This is a genomic window from Castellaniella sp. (assembly GCF_041675725.1).
Classification (GTDB): Bacteria; Pseudomonadota; Gammaproteobacteria; order Burkholderiales; family Burkholderiaceae_B; genus Castellaniella.
The window spans coordinates 1-16,809 of sequence record NZ_JBAYTI010000002.1 but is presented as its reverse complement, the minus strand read 5'-3'; the positions used below and the strand labels follow the sequence as shown (position 1 = coordinate 16,809).

At 64.8% G+C, this 16,809-nt stretch carries 10 protein-coding genes; 4 read left to right on the top strand and 6 right to left on the bottom strand.

The features are described 5' to 3' along the window. Positions 1–26 precede the first annotated feature (26 nt). Both recX and recA read right to left on the bottom strand, forming a co-directional pair. Positions 27–506: a recombination regulator RecX gene (gene recX, locus WCZ84_RS00615; protein ID WP_372684312.1), complete on the bottom strand. Its 480-nt coding sequence runs from the start codon at positions 504–506 to the stop codon at positions 27–29. Beyond that, on the bottom strand, positions 496–1,557 hold the full coding sequence (recA, locus tag WCZ84_RS00610) for a recombinase RecA (protein WP_372684311.1): 1,062 nt from the start codon (positions 1,555–1,557) through the stop codon (positions 496–498). Before recA ends, recX begins: the two co-directional genes overlap by 11 nt. 278 nt (positions 1,558–1,835) lie before the next feature. Here recA and WCZ84_RS00605 point away from each other — a divergent pair, with 278 nt between their 5' ends. The 4 genes from WCZ84_RS00605 (at position 1,836) to WCZ84_RS00590 (ending at position 6,639) form a co-directional block, all read left to right on the top strand. Next, the gene (locus WCZ84_RS00605; protein WP_372684310.1) at positions 1,836–2,537 is read left to right on the top strand and encodes a response regulator; all 702 of its coding nucleotides are present in this window, start codon (positions 1,836–1,838) and stop codon (positions 2,535–2,537) included. Between the two features lie 8 nt (positions 2,538–2,545). Next, positions 2,546–3,997 carry a sensor histidine kinase gene (locus WCZ84_RS00600; RefSeq protein ID WP_372684309.1) on the top strand — a complete coding sequence of 484 codons (1,452 nt, stop codon included), beginning with the start codon at positions 2,546–2,548 and terminating at the stop codon, positions 3,995–3,997. Between the two features lie 50 nt (positions 3,998–4,047). Beyond that, complete coding sequence (locus WCZ84_RS00595; RefSeq protein ID WP_372684374.1) at positions 4,048–5,676, top strand: MFS transporter; 1,629 nt, start codon at positions 4,048–4,050, stop codon at positions 5,674–5,676. Positions 5,677–5,739: 63 nt separating this feature from the next. Beyond that, positions 5,740–6,639 (top strand): recombination-associated protein RdgC, encoded by a 900-nt coding sequence (locus tag WCZ84_RS00590; RefSeq protein WP_372684308.1) that lies wholly within the window; start codon positions 5,740–5,742, stop codon positions 6,637–6,639. 33 nt (positions 6,640–6,672) lie between these two features. Here WCZ84_RS00590 and WCZ84_RS00585 read toward each other — a convergent pair whose 3' ends face one another. The 4 genes from WCZ84_RS00585 to WCZ84_RS00570 are packed head-to-tail and all read right to left on the bottom strand — an operon-like array spanning position 6,673 to position 16,633. Further along, entirely contained in the window at positions 6,673–7,965 is a 1,293-nt protein-coding gene (locus WCZ84_RS00585) for an aspartate carbamoyltransferase (protein WP_372684307.1), read from the bottom strand. A gap of 31 nt (positions 7,966–7,996) precedes the next feature. Continuing rightward, positions 7,997–8,506, bottom strand: a complete 510-nt coding sequence (locus tag WCZ84_RS00580) for a hypothetical protein (RefSeq protein ID WP_372684306.1) — start codon at positions 8,504–8,506, stop codon at positions 7,997–7,999. Then, the gene (gene pbpC, locus WCZ84_RS00575) at positions 8,484–10,673 is read right to left on the bottom strand and encodes a penicillin-binding protein 1C (protein ID WP_372684305.1); all 2,190 of its coding nucleotides are present in this window, start codon (positions 10,671–10,673) and stop codon (positions 8,484–8,486) included. The genes WCZ84_RS00580 and pbpC overlap by 23 nt, the downstream gene beginning before the upstream one ends. Continuing rightward, positions 10,670–16,633, bottom strand: a complete 5,964-nt coding sequence (locus WCZ84_RS00570; protein WP_372684304.1) for an alpha-2-macroglobulin — start codon at positions 16,631–16,633, stop codon at positions 10,670–10,672. The genes pbpC and WCZ84_RS00570 overlap by 4 nt, the downstream gene beginning before the upstream one ends. Between the last annotated feature and the right edge of the window lie 176 nt (positions 16,634–16,809).

The window sequence follows — 16,809 nt, the reverse complement described above, 5'->3', positions numbered from 1 at the left end:
GCTGAACGATGGCACCGGGCGAGGGCTCAGGCGTCTGGGTCTTGATGGGCCAGGACAGCGCGGATGACGTCGGCGCCAAACCCCCGGCCAGCCAGGAACCGGTACTGCCGGGCGTACTCGCGGGCATCGGCGGCCGGCCCGGAAAACCGGGCCTGCCAAACCTGCCGCGCCCGGGCGTGCTCGGTGCCCTGCAACTGCTGGCGCACCGCATCGAGTTCGGCTTCATCGACGCCCTGCTGGCGCAGGGCCTGGAGGATGCGCAGGGCCCCTTGGCGTGGTGCTTTGGTGCGTACGTACCCCTGTACGTAACGGGCGTCGGATTGCCAGTGACCGGCCGTCAGTTGATCGAGCACGGCATCAATGGCCGCGGGATCGTCGCCATGCGCCATCAATTTGCGCCGGAGTTCGGCGCGCGAGTGTTCACGGCGCGACAGATAGCCCACGGCCCGCGCCTTGATGCGGCTGGCCGGCGCGCCCTTGGGCCCTGATGACGGCTCAGTCGCCATCGGCCACGGAGGGTTCGGCGCGGGGCGCATCGGAACGCACGGGGATCCCGAATTGCTCGCGCACCCGATTTTCGATGTCGAGGGCCATGTCAGGGTGCTCTTTGAGGTATTCGCGCACGTTGTCTTTGCCCTGCCCGATGCGGTCCCCGCGATAGCTGTACCAAGCCCCGGATTTGTCGACGATGCCGGCCTGGACGCCGAGGTCGATGATTTCACCTTCGCGCGAAATGCCGGTGCCATACATGATGTCGAATTCGACCTGCTTGAACGGCGGCGCCACCTTGTTCTTGACGACCTTGACCCGGGTTTCGTTGCCCAGGACCTCGTCGCCCTTTTTGATGGCGCCGATGCGCCGGATGTCGAGCCGTACGGAAGAATAGAACTTGAGCGCATTGCCACCGGTGGTGGTTTCCGGATTGCCGAACATGACGCCGATCTTCATGCGGATCTGGTTGATGAAGATCACCATGCAGTTGGCCCGCTTGATGGTGGCGGTGAGCTTGCGCAGGGCCTGGCTCATGAGCCGGGCCTGGAGGCCAGGCAGGGAATCGCCCATGTCGCCTTCGATTTCGGCCTTGGGCACCAGAGCGGCGACCGAGTCGATGACGATGAGGTCGACCGAGCCCGAACGCACCAGCGCGTCGGTGATTTCGAGGGCCTGCTCGCCGGTGTCGGGCTGGGAAATGAGCAGGTCGGCCAGATTCACGCCCAGCCGGGCGGCGTATTGCACGTCGAGGGCGTGTTCGGCATCGATGAAGGCACAGGTGCCGCCGATTTTTTGCATTTCTGCAATGACCTGCAGGGTGAGCGTGGTCTTGCCCGAGGATTCTGGGCCGTAGACTTCGATGACGCGCCCGCGCGGCAACCCGCCCACACCCAGGGCGATGTCGAGGCCCAGCGAACCGGTGGACACGACTTGGATGTCGTGCTCGACCTGGTTGTCGCCATAGCGCATGATGGAGCCCTTGCCGAACTGTTTTTCAATTTGCGACAGGGCGGCTGCCAGGGCCTTGGCGCGTTCTGGATTGACCTTGCCGGAGCGTTCGTCCATGGGGAAGATTCCTGTGTGATGTGATGGCAGCGGGTTTGCCGGCCCGCATGCCGATTGACTGGATAAATCAAATTATGGCATCAAATGATACTGTATGAAAACCCAGTTGTCACATATTCGGCACAGCGCGCGGACAGCCGGCCAGGCCACGTCATGCGCCAGCCCATCGTTAACCCTGATGCTGGCACGCCGCCGATCATGTCAAAATGGCCCGAAGCGGGTTGCCTCCGGCAGGCGGCCCGTGCCTCGAGCCCGACTTCCGGAGTGTCTTCTCCGTCATGCGTATTCTCATCGCCGAAGACGACAGTATTCTAGCCAATGGCTTGTCCCGATCCCTGCGCTACGACGGCTATGCCGTCGACGTGGTGAATGACGGCTCCAGCGCCGATTCGGCCCTGCAGTTGCAGGCATTCGACCTGCTCATCCTCGACCTGGGCCTGCCCCGCCTGAACGGCCTGTCCGTGTTGCGCAAGCTGCGCCAACGCGGCACCCCCATTCCGGTGCTCGTTCTGACGGCAGCCGATTCGGTCGAACAGCGCGTCGAAGGCCTGGACCTCGGCGCCGATGACTACATGTCCAAGCCCTTTGCCCTCAGCGAGCTCGAGGCGCGCGTGCGGGCCCTGATACGCCGCCATGGCGGCAGCCGCAGCTCCATCCTGCGCCATGGCCGGCTCACGTTCGACCTGGTCGGTCGCCTCGCCAGCATCGACCAGTCCCCCCTCGATCTCTCCGCGCGCGAGACCAGCCTGCTGGAAATCTTTCTGTCGCGCAGCGGGCGCATGATCAGCAAGCACCAGCTGGTCGATCTGCTGTGCGAGTGGGGCGAAGAAGTCACCACCAATGCGATCGAAGTCTATATTCATCGCCTGCGCAAGAAAATCGAACCCGCCGACGTCCATATCCTGACGGTCCGGGGCCTGGGCTACTGTCTCGAGCCCGACACACGCGATATGCAGGCCGATCCAGCCACGGTCAACTGACCACGCGCATGTTTCCCAGCAACGGGCGCCGCCGGCGCAATCATCGACACCCCACCCTGCTCGGGCGCATTCTGCTGTGGATGATCGTACCCTTGTTCACGCTATGGTCGATTGGCATCGTCATCACCTATTTCATCTCCTTGAATCTGGCGAATTCGCCCTACGACCGGACGCTGGCCAGCCACCTGCGGCTGCTGCGCCATGAAATCGAACTGCAACACGTGCAGCAAGGGACCCTGCACATCTCCGATGCGGCGCGCAACGTGTTGGCCGGCAGCCATGAAGAAGAGCCTACGCGCTGGCTGATTCTCGATGCCAATGGCCAGCGCCTGGCGGGCGATTCCACCATTCCGGTGCCGGATGACTGGGGCTATGACATCGACCAGGTCCGGTTTCGCAATGCCACGCTGGGTCATCAAGCGCTGCGCATCGCCTACGTATGGGGCGGGCGCGACCTCGACGGCACCGGCTTTCTGGCGGTGGTGGCCGAGCCGGCCGAACCCCGCGCCACCCTCCAGCAGGAAATCCTCACCGGCATGCTCACGCCGCAGCTGATCATTCTGCCGCTGGCCGCCATGCTGGCTGGCCTGGGGCTCACCCAGGGCCTCGAGCCCCTCAGCATCCTGCAGGAACACATGCGCCGGCGCAAACCCAGCGACCTATCGCCAATTCGCGATGACCTCGCCCCAGCCGAGATCGTCCCGCTGATCGCCGCCATGAACAACCTGCTGCGGCGCCTGGCCGATTCCATCGACTCGCAGCGCCGCTTCGTGGCCAATGCAGCGCACCAGCTCAAGACCCCGCTGGCTGGCATTCGCACCCAGTGCGAAGTCGCCCTGCGCGAAAAAGATCCCGAACACATGCGCATCAGCCTGCAGCAGTTGATCATGGGGTCGGACCGCGCCACGCGCCTGGTCAACCAGCTGCTTCTACTGGCACGGGCCGAATCGCATCAACCGGGGATGGAACCGGTGCAAGCGCCGGTCGACCTGCGCCCGCTGGCCGAGCAGTGCATCCTCGACTGGCTGCCCACGGCCCTGCAGCGCCAGATCGACCTGGGTTTCGAAGGCGCCGATGAGCCGCTGCCGGTATTCGGCAATGCCTTGATGATCCGCGAATTGCTCAACAACCTGATCGACAACGCCTTGCTGTATACCCCTGCGGGCGGCCGGGTGACCGTACGCGCCCTGGCCGACGGCCATCAGGTTTGCCTCGAGGTGCAGGACAACGGCCCTGGCATCCCGCCGGCCGAACGCGAACGGGTCTTCGACCGGTTCTATCGCATCCTCGGCCAGGAGGCCGAAGGCAGCGGCCTGGGGCTGGCCATCGTGCGCGAAATCACTGAACACCACAAGGCAGACATCCGTTTTCTGCCCTGCGGCAACCACCATGACCCCGACAGCGCCGGCACCCGGCTACGCGTCTCTTTTCCGCGCGACCTCCCGAAAGCCCGAACATGAACCGAACCCTTCGAACGCCCCCCGAAATGGGCAGCGATGCCAGTCGCCCCATGACGTACGAAGAACGTCGCGTCATTCTTGCGTCCTCTATGGGCACGGTATTTGAATGGTACGATTTCTACGTATACGGCTCACTCGCAGCCGTCATCGCACAGCACTTCTTCACCGAATTGAATCCGACCACCGGATTCATCTTTGCGCTGCTCACTTTTGCGGCCGGTTTTGCCGTACGCCCTTTCGGTGCCTTGGTGTTTGGGCGCCTGGGCGACATGGTGGGGCGAAAGTACGCTTTCGTGATCTCGATCCTGATCATGGGGCTGTCCACGTTCCTGGTCGGCGTGCTGCCATCGGTCTCCTCGATCGGTTCGGCCGCGCCCATGATCCTGCTGTTGCTGCGCCTACTCCAGGGTCTGGCCCTGGGCGGGGAATACGGCGGCGCAGCCGTGTATGTGGCAGAACACGCGCCGTCCCATCGCCGCGGTTTCTTCACCAGTTGGATACAGACCACGGCAACGACCGGCATGTTTCTCTCACTGGTGGTGGTCCTGGGTACACGTGGCGTATTGGGTGAGGAGGCCTTCCACAACTGGGGCTGGCGCATTCCGTTCCTGATTTCGGTGCTGCTGCTCGTGATTTCGGTCTGGATCCGCTTGCGCTTGCACGAGTCTCCCGCCTTCACCCGCATGAAGTCCGAAGGCCTGGTGTCGCGCGCGCCGATCAAAGAGGCCTTCGGGCGCTGGCGCAACCTGCGCCTGATCCTGCTGGCGCTGCTGGGCCTGACGGCCGGGCAGGCCGTGGTCTGGTACACCGGCCAATTCTATGCCTTGTATTTCCTCACCGAAACCCTGCGCGTGGATGCCAACACGGCCAATCTACTGGTTGCGCTGGCCCTTCTGCTGGCCTGCCCGTTCTTCCTGTTCTTTGGCTCATTATCCGATCACATCGGGCGCAAGCCGATCATCATGGCGGGCTGCCTGATTGCCGCCGTCACCTATTTTCCGATCTTCAAGGGCCTGACGCACTATGCCAATCCGGCGCTCGAGCGCGCCCAGGACACAGCGCCGGTCTATGTCATCTCCGATCCAGATGACTGTTCGCTGCAGTTCAACCCCATCGGGCTGGCCACATTCACCAGCGCCTGCGATCTGATCAAGACCTTCATGGCCAACCATTCGGTGAACTACATCAATCAGCCCGCGCCGGCCGGGAGCACCGCCTATGCCATGATCGGCCAGCAGCGCATCGACAGCTTCGATGGCACCGATCTCAGCCGCATCGAATTCGCGCAACGCAGCACCCAGCTGCAGAACGCCCTGGCTCAGGCCATCCGCAGCCACGGCTACCCGGCACGCGCCGACCCATCCCAAATCAACTACGTCATGGTTCTGCTGCTGCTGTTCTTTCTTGTTTTCCAGGTCACCATGGTGTATGGGCCGATTGCCGCCATGCTGGTCGAAATGTTTCCGACGCGCATCCGCTACACCTCCATGAGCGTGCCCTACCACATCGGCAACGGTTGGTTCGGCGGCTTCCTGCCACCCGTCGCCTTTGCCACCGTGGCGACCACCGGCAACATGTACGACGGCCTGTGGTACCCCATCATCATCTGCATCATGACGCTCGTCATAGGCAGTCTCTTCGTGCGCGAGACGCGGCACAACGACCTCGATGCCCCATGAAGGCCGGCGTGTACAATCAAGCCCCGCCCATATCCAGTCATTCGACTCTGTCCGCCGATCACCATGTGGTTCAAGAATCTCAAGCTGTACCGTCTCGCCAGCCATGCTGCCCTCTCACACGACGCCCTCGAAAGCGCGCTCGAACCGCTGGCTTTCGAACCGGGAGGCAGCCAGGACAGCCAGGCATCGGGCTGGCTGCCACCGCGCGAGGAGGGCGGCCTGGTCCATGCCGCGCATGGCCAGATTCTGCTGCGCATGCACACCGAAAAGAAGCTGCTGCCGGCCACCGTCATCAACCAGGCCAGCCTCGCACGGGCGCAAGAAATCGAAGCCCGTCAGGGCTACCGGCCGGGCCGCAAGCAAATGAAGGACATCAAGGAACAGATCACCCTCGAGCTGCTGCCGCGTGCCTTCGTAATTGCGCACGATACGCGGGCCTGGATCGATACCCAGCACGGGTGGATGGCGATCGATGCGGCGGCCACCGCCCGCAGCGACGACTTCCTCGGTCTGCTGGCCCGGACGCTGACCCCCTTCCCCATCGTTCCCCTGCATGTCCAGGTATCCCCGGCGGCCGCCATGACCCAATGGCTGCTGGATGACGAACCTCCCGTCGGTTTTGCCATCGACCAGGACACCGAATTGCAGGCCACCAACGAATCGCGCGCCACGGTGCGCTACGTGCGACAGACGCTAGACCCAGAGGAAGTGCGCCGGCACATCACGCAGGGCAAGCAGTGCACCCGCCTGGCGCTGACCTGGCATGACAGGGTCTCATTCGTGCTGACCGAAAACCTGGACATCAAGCGAGTCGCCCCGCTGGATGTACTCCAGGCCCAGCAGGATGGCCAGGCCGCCAACGAGGCGGAACGCCTCGATGCCGACTTTGCACTGATGACGGGCGAACTGGCCCGCCTGCTCGATGACTTGACGGCGGCTTTGGGCGGCCTGAAACAGGCCTGAGCCGGATTCGCCGGCACGCCCGGGGGACGCGGCTCAGTACATGCCGTGAAACACGCTGTCGTCGGGCCCGATATGCGAGGGCGGAACCCAGGTCACGTCGCGCATAGAATGCTGCACCAGGCTCTCGACGCCCAGCAATACCGCAAAAATGGCCATGCGCACGGGAATTCCGTTGTCGGCCTGTCGGAAGATGGCCAGCCGGGCATCGTGGTTGAGATCGGTGCTGAGGTCGTGCGCCCCTTCGCGGCTGTCCCGTGGCAAGGGGTGCATCACGATGACGTCGGGGCCGCAGCAGCGGTCGACAATCGCCCGATTGACCTGGAAGGCCTCGTCATAGCCTTCGAGCGTTTCCCCCGCAAAGCGCTCTTTCTGGACACGGGTGGCGTAGACCACGTCGGCTCCCTGCAGACCCTGCTGCAGATCGTGAGTCTGTTCGATGACATGGCCATTACAGCCCGCCTTTTCGAGCAGATGGGTTGGCATCTCGAGACCGGGCGGCGAGACCAGCGTGAATTTCAAGCCGCGGTACAGCGCGAGCAGCTTGATCAACGAATGCACGGTACGCCCGTATTTCAGGTCGCCCGCCATCACCACATGCGCGCCATCGACCAGCTTGCCCAGCCGCGAGAATTCCGTCAGGATGGTGTAGAGATCCAGCAAGGCCTGGCTGGGATGCTCGCCGGGGCCATCGCCCCCGTTGACCACCGGGATGTTCGTGGCTGCGGCGAACTCGGCCACCGAGCCCTGCTCGGGGTGGCGAATCACCATGGCATCCACGTAGCCACTCATCACGCGGCTCGTGTCGTAAATTGATTCGCCCTTGGCCATCGACGAAAAGGTGAACCCCGTGGTGTCGCACACAGAGCCGCCGAGCCGACAGAACGCAGCCCCGAAACTGACCCGCGTGCGGGTACTGGCCTCGAAGAACAGGTTGCCCAGCACCGCGCCTTCCAGCACCCGGGATACTTTTTGCCGACGGGCGATAGGCTGCATCTGGTCTGCCACCCGGAACAGTTCTTCGACCGATTCGCGGCTGAACTGGTCGACCGACAGCAGCTGATGCTTGTTGTCGATCGCAATGCGGTCCCGCAATGGCCCTGTCTGGGCCGTTTGCGCATATTTCTGCAGCAGTGCGTCGTTTTCGACGATCTCCGTCACGAAACGGCCAACGACCTCGGGCATGGCGCGGGATTCCTGCGAACCCTCGGGTAGCAGCCAGGTGTCCAGAGCGCGCCGTTTCACCCCGATTCGGGCGGCAAACAGGTCCCGGGTGAGGTTCAGGCGCCGCATGGCGTCACGCAGAAACACTTGTTGGGCAATCGCCATGGCGGCCTCCAATATACGCAATGCGTAGATTTTAACGAACTCCGGCGACTGCGCGAGCAATATTCTCTGCTTCAACCAGCGAGTCAAAAGAAAACAACAGCTGCTGCTCGCTGACGGGTGCGGCATATCGAGGCGCTGCCAGCAATTTTTGACCGACCACCAGCGCCAGCCGCAAGCCAGGGTATGCCGCTGTGCCTGCCTGTGCCCGATCGAGCCCCCGTTCAGTCAGGATCAGGACCAGCTGGCCGCCCGGCCCTGGGCCTTCGACGGCGCGAATGCCCATCAGGTCGGAGCGGCGGATCAGGGGCTCGGGACGCAGGTAGATCACCCCGGTTGGCTGCAAGGCCACGGGAACCCAATCCACATGAGGATGCACATCGGCCAGGTAGACCCCGAGGTCACTGGCCGCGGGCGGATCCGACCCCGGAGAGGCCGCCTGCAGTGCGGCGCCTGGAACCAGGACGAGCCACAGCAACAAGAAGCGAAGGACGGCCCGTCGCAGCCGCCCATACACGGTTTCATGGCAAATGAGTTGGCGCAAAAGAGCCTCCCTGGATATCGAAAGTCCCCGCACGCACACGAACGCGGACGTGATCGAGCGGCTGGCCCTGAGGGTCGATGAGTTCGAGCGTGTGCACGCCGGCGGTCGGCACCCACCATGCACCGTGTCCGTCTGGGGCGCTGGGCAACGACATGCCATCCACCCGCCAGAGCGCCTCGTCCACGGTCCTGCCCAGGGCGTCGACCGCCCGCAATCTCTGGCGCTGCCGCGCTTCGGGCACGTCAGGATCCAGCGCCAGGATCGTACCATCCACCGGTGCGGCCACGCGGACCGCTGGCGCCCCAGGCGGCGGGTGTACGAATACCGGTTGCGCCGTGTCGCCCAGAAAATATTCCAAGCGGGCGGGTTCCAAAGCAGCCCCCTGCTGGATCATCTGCGCCACGACCCCATCGGGCACGGCCGGCGCCCTCGAGGGCCTGTCGCGATGAAGCCAGGCCAGTATGTCGTGCCAGATGGGTCCTGCACCGCTGACACCCGATATGCCCCGCATACTGCCGCCTGCGCTGTTGCCCACCCAGACGCCGACGGTGTAGTCGGCCGACCAGCCGATACACCAGTTATCTCGCATGTCGCGGCTGGTGCCGGTCTTGACGGCGGACCAGAACCGGGTGGCCAGCGGGCTGTCGAGCCCGAACGTCCGTACGCGGGCTTCGCGGTCAGACAGGATATGCCCCACGAGCCAGGCCGCTCCGGCGGAATACGGATGACCGCTGCCTTCGGCGCGCGCATGGCCGGCTGCCAGGTGCGTGGCTGGGGTATGAACCCCTCCACGGGCCAGGGTACGGTATGCGTTGGTGAGCGACAGTAAATCGACGTCGGCCGAACCCAGGGCAAGGCTGTAGCCATAATAGTCGCCCGCATGCCGCAGCGGCAGGTCGAGCGCCTGCAACTGCCGCGCAAAGGGCCCCGGGCCCACCATCATCAGGGTGCGCACTGCAGGTACGTTCAGGGACGCAGCCAGCGCTTGGCGTACGCTGACCCAGCCGGCGAACTGATGATCATAATTATCGGGTATGTACAGCCCGCTGCCCGCCTGCAGATCCAGCGGACTGTCATCCAGCAGCGAAGCGGTGGTCAGGCGCTGCTGATCGAGCGCCAGAGCATACAGGAAAGGTTTCAGGGTGGAGCCCGCCTGCCGCAAGGCCAGGACGTGATCCACCTGGCTTGCCTCCGACAGCCGGGCGCCCGATGATCCCACATAGGCCAGCACGGCCCCCGTGCGATTCTCGAGCACCACGACGGCGGCATCCGTCGCACCGGTGCCCCGTAGGTCCTCCAGGTGGCGCTGCACCACCGCCATCGCAAACGGCTGCAGGTCAGCCCACAGCGTGGTACGCACACTGCCCGCCTCGATCTGGGGCGAGCGCGCCATGACGTACCGAGCCCAATGCGGCGCCCACGCCGGCGCCCCTTGCCACGGCCCGTGTGCACGCGCCAGTATCGTGCGCACAAAGGCGGGCAAGTGGGTACACTGGGTTGGCTGCCCAAGTTCGCGCAGCAGATGGCACGTGCGACGCACCAGCACGGGCGCCGGCGCATTGGGCCCGCGCAGCAAAATGGCCGCCAGGGCCGATTCACGCAATGTCAGGCCCGCCGCCTGCTTGCGAAACAGGACCCTCGACAGGGCGTCGACACCGACCAGTTCACCCCGCCAAGCGACCCGGTTCAGATAGGCCTCGAGGATCTGTGCCTTGCTCCAACGGGCCTCCAGCTCGCGGGCCGCCTGCATTTGATCCCACTTTTGCGCCAGGCTTCGACCGCCCGCTGTCCGCTGCAAGCCGGGTTCAAGCAGCGCCGCCAACTGCATGCTGATCGTGGACGCGCCGCGACGGTGGCGCGCCCCCACCAGCGAGCCGGCGGCAGACAGGCTGGCGAGCCAGTCGACCCCATGGTGCGTATGAAAGCGGCGGTCTTCCGAGGCAATGACGGCACGCTGCAGCGCCGCGGAGACCTGGCCCAGCGGCACCCAGTCTCCGCGGCGGCTGGCAAAATCCACCCGAACGCGCTGCAGTTCCTGCCCATCGGCGGACAGGACGCGCACATCGGACGGCCGCCAGGCCTGCCGTACGGACGAATAATCCGGCCAGGCCGCAAACACGGCAGCGTGCCATGCCGCCCAAAGGACGAACACCCGGATCACGCTCACTGCGCCGGCTCCACCTGGATCGGTTCATTGGGCCGGCTGCCGAACACATCGGGCTGATACAGGGCTTCGGCCCGCGTAGGCGGCAGCTGGTAGGTCCCAGGCACGTTCAGCCGCACCGTGTATTCGACCACATGCGTGCCGGGTGGCAGCACGTCGAAATAGGCCTGCCAGGTATCCGCCGCCCGCTCGATCCAGGCGGGCGCGAGGCGTTCGGCCTGTGGCCCGCCCGCAGAGCCGGTTGTCGCAGCCGACCAGATCATCGAGTCCCTGCCCAGCTGGCTTCCGAGAATGCTTGCCCCGGCGGGAATCGGGTCACTGACCACCGCCCAGCTCAACCACTCTGCCGAATGCAGGGTGAGTACCACCCGATATATATCGCCGACGGACCAATGCGTGTCCACGGCTTTGGCCAGGACGTCCATGCGACGCTCTATCCGCAAACCGGCGTCGACTGGGGCCGATGACGGGACTGCAGCCAGCGCCAGCACATTGGCCCAACCCGAACCGGGTGCCTGCTGCTGCATGGACAGGTGGCCCTGCCCGCTCGGGGGCCAAGGCAGAAGCAAGGTGTCGCGGCGAACGCCATCCACCTGGGGCAGGTCCGTCCAGCGGATGGTCTGATCGGCCGAACCGCCAAGAGAAAGCCGCAGAGCCCCTTGCCCTGCCTGCGCCTCGCTGGCCTGCGCAAACCGGTTGATGGCCAGAATCCCCAAGGCATTGGCGGGTGTCGTAGCCCAGGCGCCGTTGCGTTGCCTGGCCAGCAAACCCTGCACCAGCAATGGCCAGTCAGGCTGCCAGCCCGGCAAATCCAGCGCAGACCATAGCAAGCGCGCCTGGGCTGTGGTGGCATCATTCATCAGCCACCACCCCGCATCCGCAGATTCGTCCGCCACCGACAAAGTGCCGCCGTGGCGCCGCAAGCGGGCGCGCACGATTGCCTGCACGTCGGCCAGCCGCTGATCACGATGATCGAGATCAGGCACGTGCTGCAGAATGGACAACCAGGTGACCAGGGCGGCAGTGGGCCAGCCATCCACAACCAGATCGAAGGTATCGAGCAGGCCGGGCTGCCACGCCTGCCACCGTGCCAAAGCATCCACCGCAATCAGTTTTCGCCAAAATGTGTCGTCCACAGGCGCCCAGGCACGTTCGTCGAGGCGACCCAGGACGAAATCCTGCAAACCGGACAGCATCGCCTCGCGGGCCGTGGAAGGAATGGCGTACGGCCAGCCAAGCTGGCGGGCATCAGCGGCAAGTTCGAGCACATAGGCCGTCAAGACCACGTTGCCCCGCCCTCCGGGAAAATAGGCCAGCAAGCCCTGGGTGTCCTGAAATGAAGGTAGCCGGCGCATGAGGGCCTGCCAGGCAGCCGCGTCTTGCATCCCCAGCGCCCGAGAGCCCAGCTGCTCGAAACAAGTGTAGGGATACCGTTCAAGCCAGTCCAGAACCCCGGGCAGGGTGCCCGCCAGGCTGGACTGCAAGCCAATCTGCACGCCACCACGCAAGCGCTCTTCTACGGCGATGGCCCCCACGGGCGCCGCGACGGGCAGGGATACGGGCCGATCGGGTTGCAGGGCGACCAGGGTGGCCTGCTGCACCGCCACAGGCACGGCCGGCCGCAATGCCTGGCGGATGTGGATGGCATCCTGAGCGGCGCTGCCCGTGCCCCCATGGGTAGCGGCCGTGAATGTCCAGTGCAGGGTCGCCGCATCCGACCCGCCTGGCAGCCAGGGTGCCTGCCATTCCCAGTGAACCTGGCGGGAGGCGCCAGCGGGCAAGTCGATATCCTGCGCGGGAAATTCGACACCCGGGTACTCGCCCAGACGTACGGCAGCCCGCACGCCCAGCGCCATAGGCGACTGAGTCCGATTGAGCACCGTGGCCCCGACCTGGAACCGATCCTGTTCACGGATGACCTGGGGCAGGCCAGACACCAACTGAAGATCCTGTGTCGTGACGATATCGGCATACCCCGTACCAAACCGGTCGGCACCCAGATCGACCACGGCAACGAGGCGGAACCGTGACAGAGCATCGTTCAACGGCACCTCGACCCAGGCCTCTCCGTGATCATCCAGCACCAGCCCACCCTGCCACAGCAGCCGCGTATCGAACAATTCGCGGGTGGCATTGAACCCTCCGCCCCCGCCCGCGACAAGCGCCTTACGGCCGTAATGCCGGCGCCCGACCACTTCGGACTGCCCCGTCGCGGTCTGCACGCCATAATCGCGCCGCACGCGCATGGCATCGAGCACATCCCAGCTCGCGTTATCCTGTAGTTCGAGCAAGGCCTCATCAATGGCCGCAAACGCCAGGCCCGCCCCGGCGGCCGGCCTGCCATCGGCCTGCAGGGCCCGAATCCGCACCCGCGCCGTTTCCCGTACCTTGTACGTGGCCTGTGCCGGTTTCACCTCGACCGTCAGCTGGTCCTCGCCACCCTGCACCTGTATGTCCGCGATGCCATATCTGAACGCCGGCTTGGCCAGATCGACCAGGCCCGTTGGAGGCGGCGCATCGGCCACTTGCTGTTCCCGGGCATCCCACCAGACCATGGGATTGCGCCAGCCCCACCGGGCGAAGCTGGCCCAGGGAACGGCGCGTACCCGCCCACGCAGCGCCAACACCGATACATACACATTGGGCCCCCATGCCGCCTCCACAGGGAGGCGAATCACTGGCTCATCCCCCTGAAGCTCGACGACCTGCGCCTGCAATACCCCTTCGCGCTCGACAGCCACCAGCGCGCGCGCTTCGCGAAACGGCATGCGGACCACGAATTCCGCCGTTTCACCGGGCGCCCACGCCTTCCTGGCCGGGATCACGTCCATGCGGTCGTGATCCGCCCCTCCGAACCAGGCGTCATCTCCCCACACCCACAGCCGGGTTGCCGCGCGCGAGGTCCGCCCGGCTGGATCCCGGACACTGGCTTGCAGCTCGACCTCACCTTCGTGCGCCGGCACGAACGTACACTCGAATTCGCCCTGGCCGTCGGTCACGCCTTCGCACAGGGTGCCCAGAGCACTGTCCTGAACCTGCGTATCGTACGCATAAAACCCGCCCACCAGGCGCTTGCGCGTCGAATACGTATTGCGCAGGCGGCCATCCAGCTGCACGACGATCCCTGCCCGAGGCTGGCCATCGATACCGCGCACCTGCATCCTGACAGCGGCCTCGCGGCCTTTGGCCACCCAGCCGCTTGCTTTCAGCCCGACGATGACCTCGGCCGGCCAGACATCGACCTGACGTGCGATGGTCTGCACCTCGCCGGCCGGATCAGAAAATGAGGCCTCGAACAGCCAGGACATGGGCTCGGCGACAAGTGGCACCGGATCGACATCGACACGGGCAAAGCCCTGTTCATCGAGCAGCGCGGGCTGCTTGTCCAGGAACAGGCGCCTGAACCGGTGCGATCCGGCCTCGGGCTCGTCAGGCCGGAACCCTTGGTCGCCAAACACATAGCCCGAATCTTCGAACGGCGGGTCAACCCAGGGTCTGGCCACTGCGGACAAGGTGACCGGCAGCTGTCGGGCGGGCCCGCCCGAGATCCAGGCGAGCTGCATGTCGACCTGTACCATTTCAGGCGCCACCAACGGCCCGTGGTCGATGCCATCGGCCGCGATCTTCAAAGACCCTTCGAGCAAAGGCAGCTTGAAGGATTCGACCCGAAAGTGACCGGCCTCCAGATGGGGCCGCCAAGTGTCCTCATCGCCTATTGACGCGGCAGGCGCCAACTCGATCGTGTATTGGCCCAGCCGGGCGGCTTCGGGCACCGGATAATCGAGCAGCGCATACGCCCCGCCGCCGGCATTCTCTTGCCAGTTCACAGGCCATTCGACGGCCTCGCCGGATCCTGCGTGACGGATCACCACCGTGCCTGGCAAGCGTGTACGCGCCGGGCTGCGTAACCCGGCGCGTACTTTTTCACGCAGGAAGAGTTTCATCGAAACCGTTTCTCCGGTGCGAACCAGGCTGCGATCGAGCACGGCATGCGCCACCTGATCGGGTGCCTCGTCGTGGCTGACCGGAATATCGAAACGCCAGGGCTCGATGCCGCGATCCCAGGTCGACCAGGCAAACGAGAAATCTGCCTGCCCATGCGCGAGCGGATGATTCGCCGCAATCCGCGCGCTCGCCATGACCCCGGACAGCTGAGTGCCTTCGCACCAGACACTGGTCGGCACAGCGGCCTGGACATGCCAGATGCCTTGCGCATCGGTGACGCCGTTCAGCAGGCGATGGCCGTCGCAGGACAGTATGCCCACCTGTGCATCGGGCACTGGACGTCCTTCATCCAGCGTCGTGACCCAGACCAGCGTGTCATCGCGTCCCGTCTTCAGGTGAACCGCCAGATTGGTCACCAGCACCGCAGTACGCACATACATTCGGGGGTCTGGGTCTTGCGCGGTCGCCAAAAGTGCCTGCCCCAGGCGCGGCGAGGATATTTCGATCACGTGCAGGCCTGCCTGGGCCACTGGCACGCCCAGCATCTCGATATCCGGACCATCGGCAAGCGGCAGGCCCGGCAGGTGCAGCGTCTGGATGTCATCCGATGAAGCCAGCAAAGGCAGGCTGCGCACATCCACCCGCGGTTCGTCTGGTTCTGCGTCACGCACCGGACGCAAGGCCAGACGATCCGCGAATTGGGCCGAAGTCATTTGGCCATCCTGCAGATTCAAGACGCGCGCCATCCACTGCAAGGCCTGCACTTCGTCACGAATCGTGAAGTCCTGTAACGTCCCGGCCGACACCTGCAGCGCCTGTGTGCTCAGGTCGGGCCCTACCCGGCGCAAGGCCACCGGCACAGCCGGTGTCTGCGGCTGCTCGGGTGGGCCATCGGCAAAGCGCTCGATGATGCCGAAGGGCCCGGACGCAAACTTGACCAGCGGCGGCAGCGCGTCCATGACGATGTCCATGGGAAAACGATCGGCGTTGTCCAGACTGCGGCCCATGTCATCTGAAAGGTCGGCCGGCAATTCGAGCGTCAGGTGGCTGCTTTCCTGAAATGGCGGATCGAAACGCAAGGCGTCGAGCCATGGGTCGCCAGGGTAGGCATCGGGCGCAAACTGGCTGGCCTGGCGGGGCCCTGCAGGGGTCTGCAGAACGATCTGCTCGGCCTGGGCGCGTGAGATCGGGCTGGAAAATCGTAAATCCAGGGCGGACAATGGCAGACAAGGGGCTTCGGCCGTGGTGCGCGTGCAACTGAACGTCGCCTGAAACGGATCACGCACCTGAAACGTCTGTGCCAAACTGGCCGTGGACGCCGCCGGCGAGTACCCCTGCCCGGCCACGGACGAGACCCCGGGCTGGACCACCAGGCGTACCCGCGCACCGGGCGGCAGGCGCCGCTTGCATTGCAGTATGCGCGCGTCCGCCCGCTCGGGCGTGTCATCTGCCCAGCCCAGCGCATCGAGCAGGCGCTCGCGGTCTGCACCCGCCAACAGGCGCACAGGCACGGCCTCTCCCAGCCCCTGCACTTCACAGAACGCATGCGCCAGCAAGGACTGGTTGTCTACCGGTGCATTGAAACCCAGTACGAAACCCTGATCTTCTGCAATCGTGGATCCCCAGGGCCAGACCAGGCGCGCGCGGGGTCCGCCCGTACCAAAAGACTGTTCGGGGTACGCAAGGGGTCGACCCTGCGCATCGACGAACTGCGGGTTGACCTGCGCATGACATCGCACATCGCCCTTGAGCGTGTTTTCGAACGAGTAAACCCAATGCGCCGGATCCACCCAGCGGCCCGCCCCCGGCTGGGCTGGCGTGCATTGGATCTGGAAGGGATCGGCAGCCTGGGCGTCGCCCAGCGCGACAGCCGGCATACTGAAGCCGACCTGCACCTGGCTGATTTCGGCCACCATGCCTTGCGGCAGAAATTCAGTGACGTCCGCAGCCATGACACCGGGCGCGACGACACACAGGGCCAGCGGAACGAGCCACCGACGGACAGGCCATATTCGCATGCAGCGGCTCCAGGGATGACGATATCGAAAATAGGTTACCATTCGCGTCCCGCAGCGTCATGTCTCGGCAAAAGCGGGAACCTGTGCAATAATTGCTGGCTTGTCGCCCTGGCCTCTACCAGCCAGGCCGCAGTGGGCCTATAGCTCAGTTGGTTAGAGCAGCGGACTCATAATCC

Bases quoted from the DNA above. Each gene is read 5' to 3' on its own strand.
- recX (WP_372684312.1), bottom strand. From the start codon at position 506: ATGGCGACTGAGCCGTCATCAGGGCCCAAGGGCGCGCCGGCCAGCCGC.
- WCZ84_RS00585 (WP_372684307.1), bottom strand. From the start codon at position 7,965: ATGGCGATTGCCCAACAAGTGTTTCTGCGTGACGCCATGCGGCGCCTG.
- WCZ84_RS00570 (WP_372684304.1), bottom strand. From the start codon at position 16,633: ATGCGAATATGGCCTGTCCGTCGGTGGCTCGTTCCGCTGGCCCTGTGT.
- WCZ84_RS00605 (WP_372684310.1), top strand. From the start codon at position 1,836: ATGCGTATTCTCATCGCCGAAGACGACAGTATTCTAGCCAATGGCTTG.
- WCZ84_RS00600 (WP_372684309.1), top strand. From the start codon at position 2,546: ATGTTTCCCAGCAACGGGCGCCGCCGGCGCAATCATCGACACCCCACC.
- recA (WP_372684311.1), bottom strand. From the start codon at position 1,557: ATGGACGAACGCTCCGGCAAGGTCAATCCAGAACGCGCCAAGGCCCTG.
- WCZ84_RS00590 (WP_372684308.1), top strand. From the start codon at position 5,740: ATGTGGTTCAAGAATCTCAAGCTGTACCGTCTCGCCAGCCATGCTGCC.
- WCZ84_RS00595 (WP_372684374.1), top strand. From the start codon at position 4,048: ATGACGTACGAAGAACGTCGCGTCATTCTTGCGTCCTCTATGGGCACG.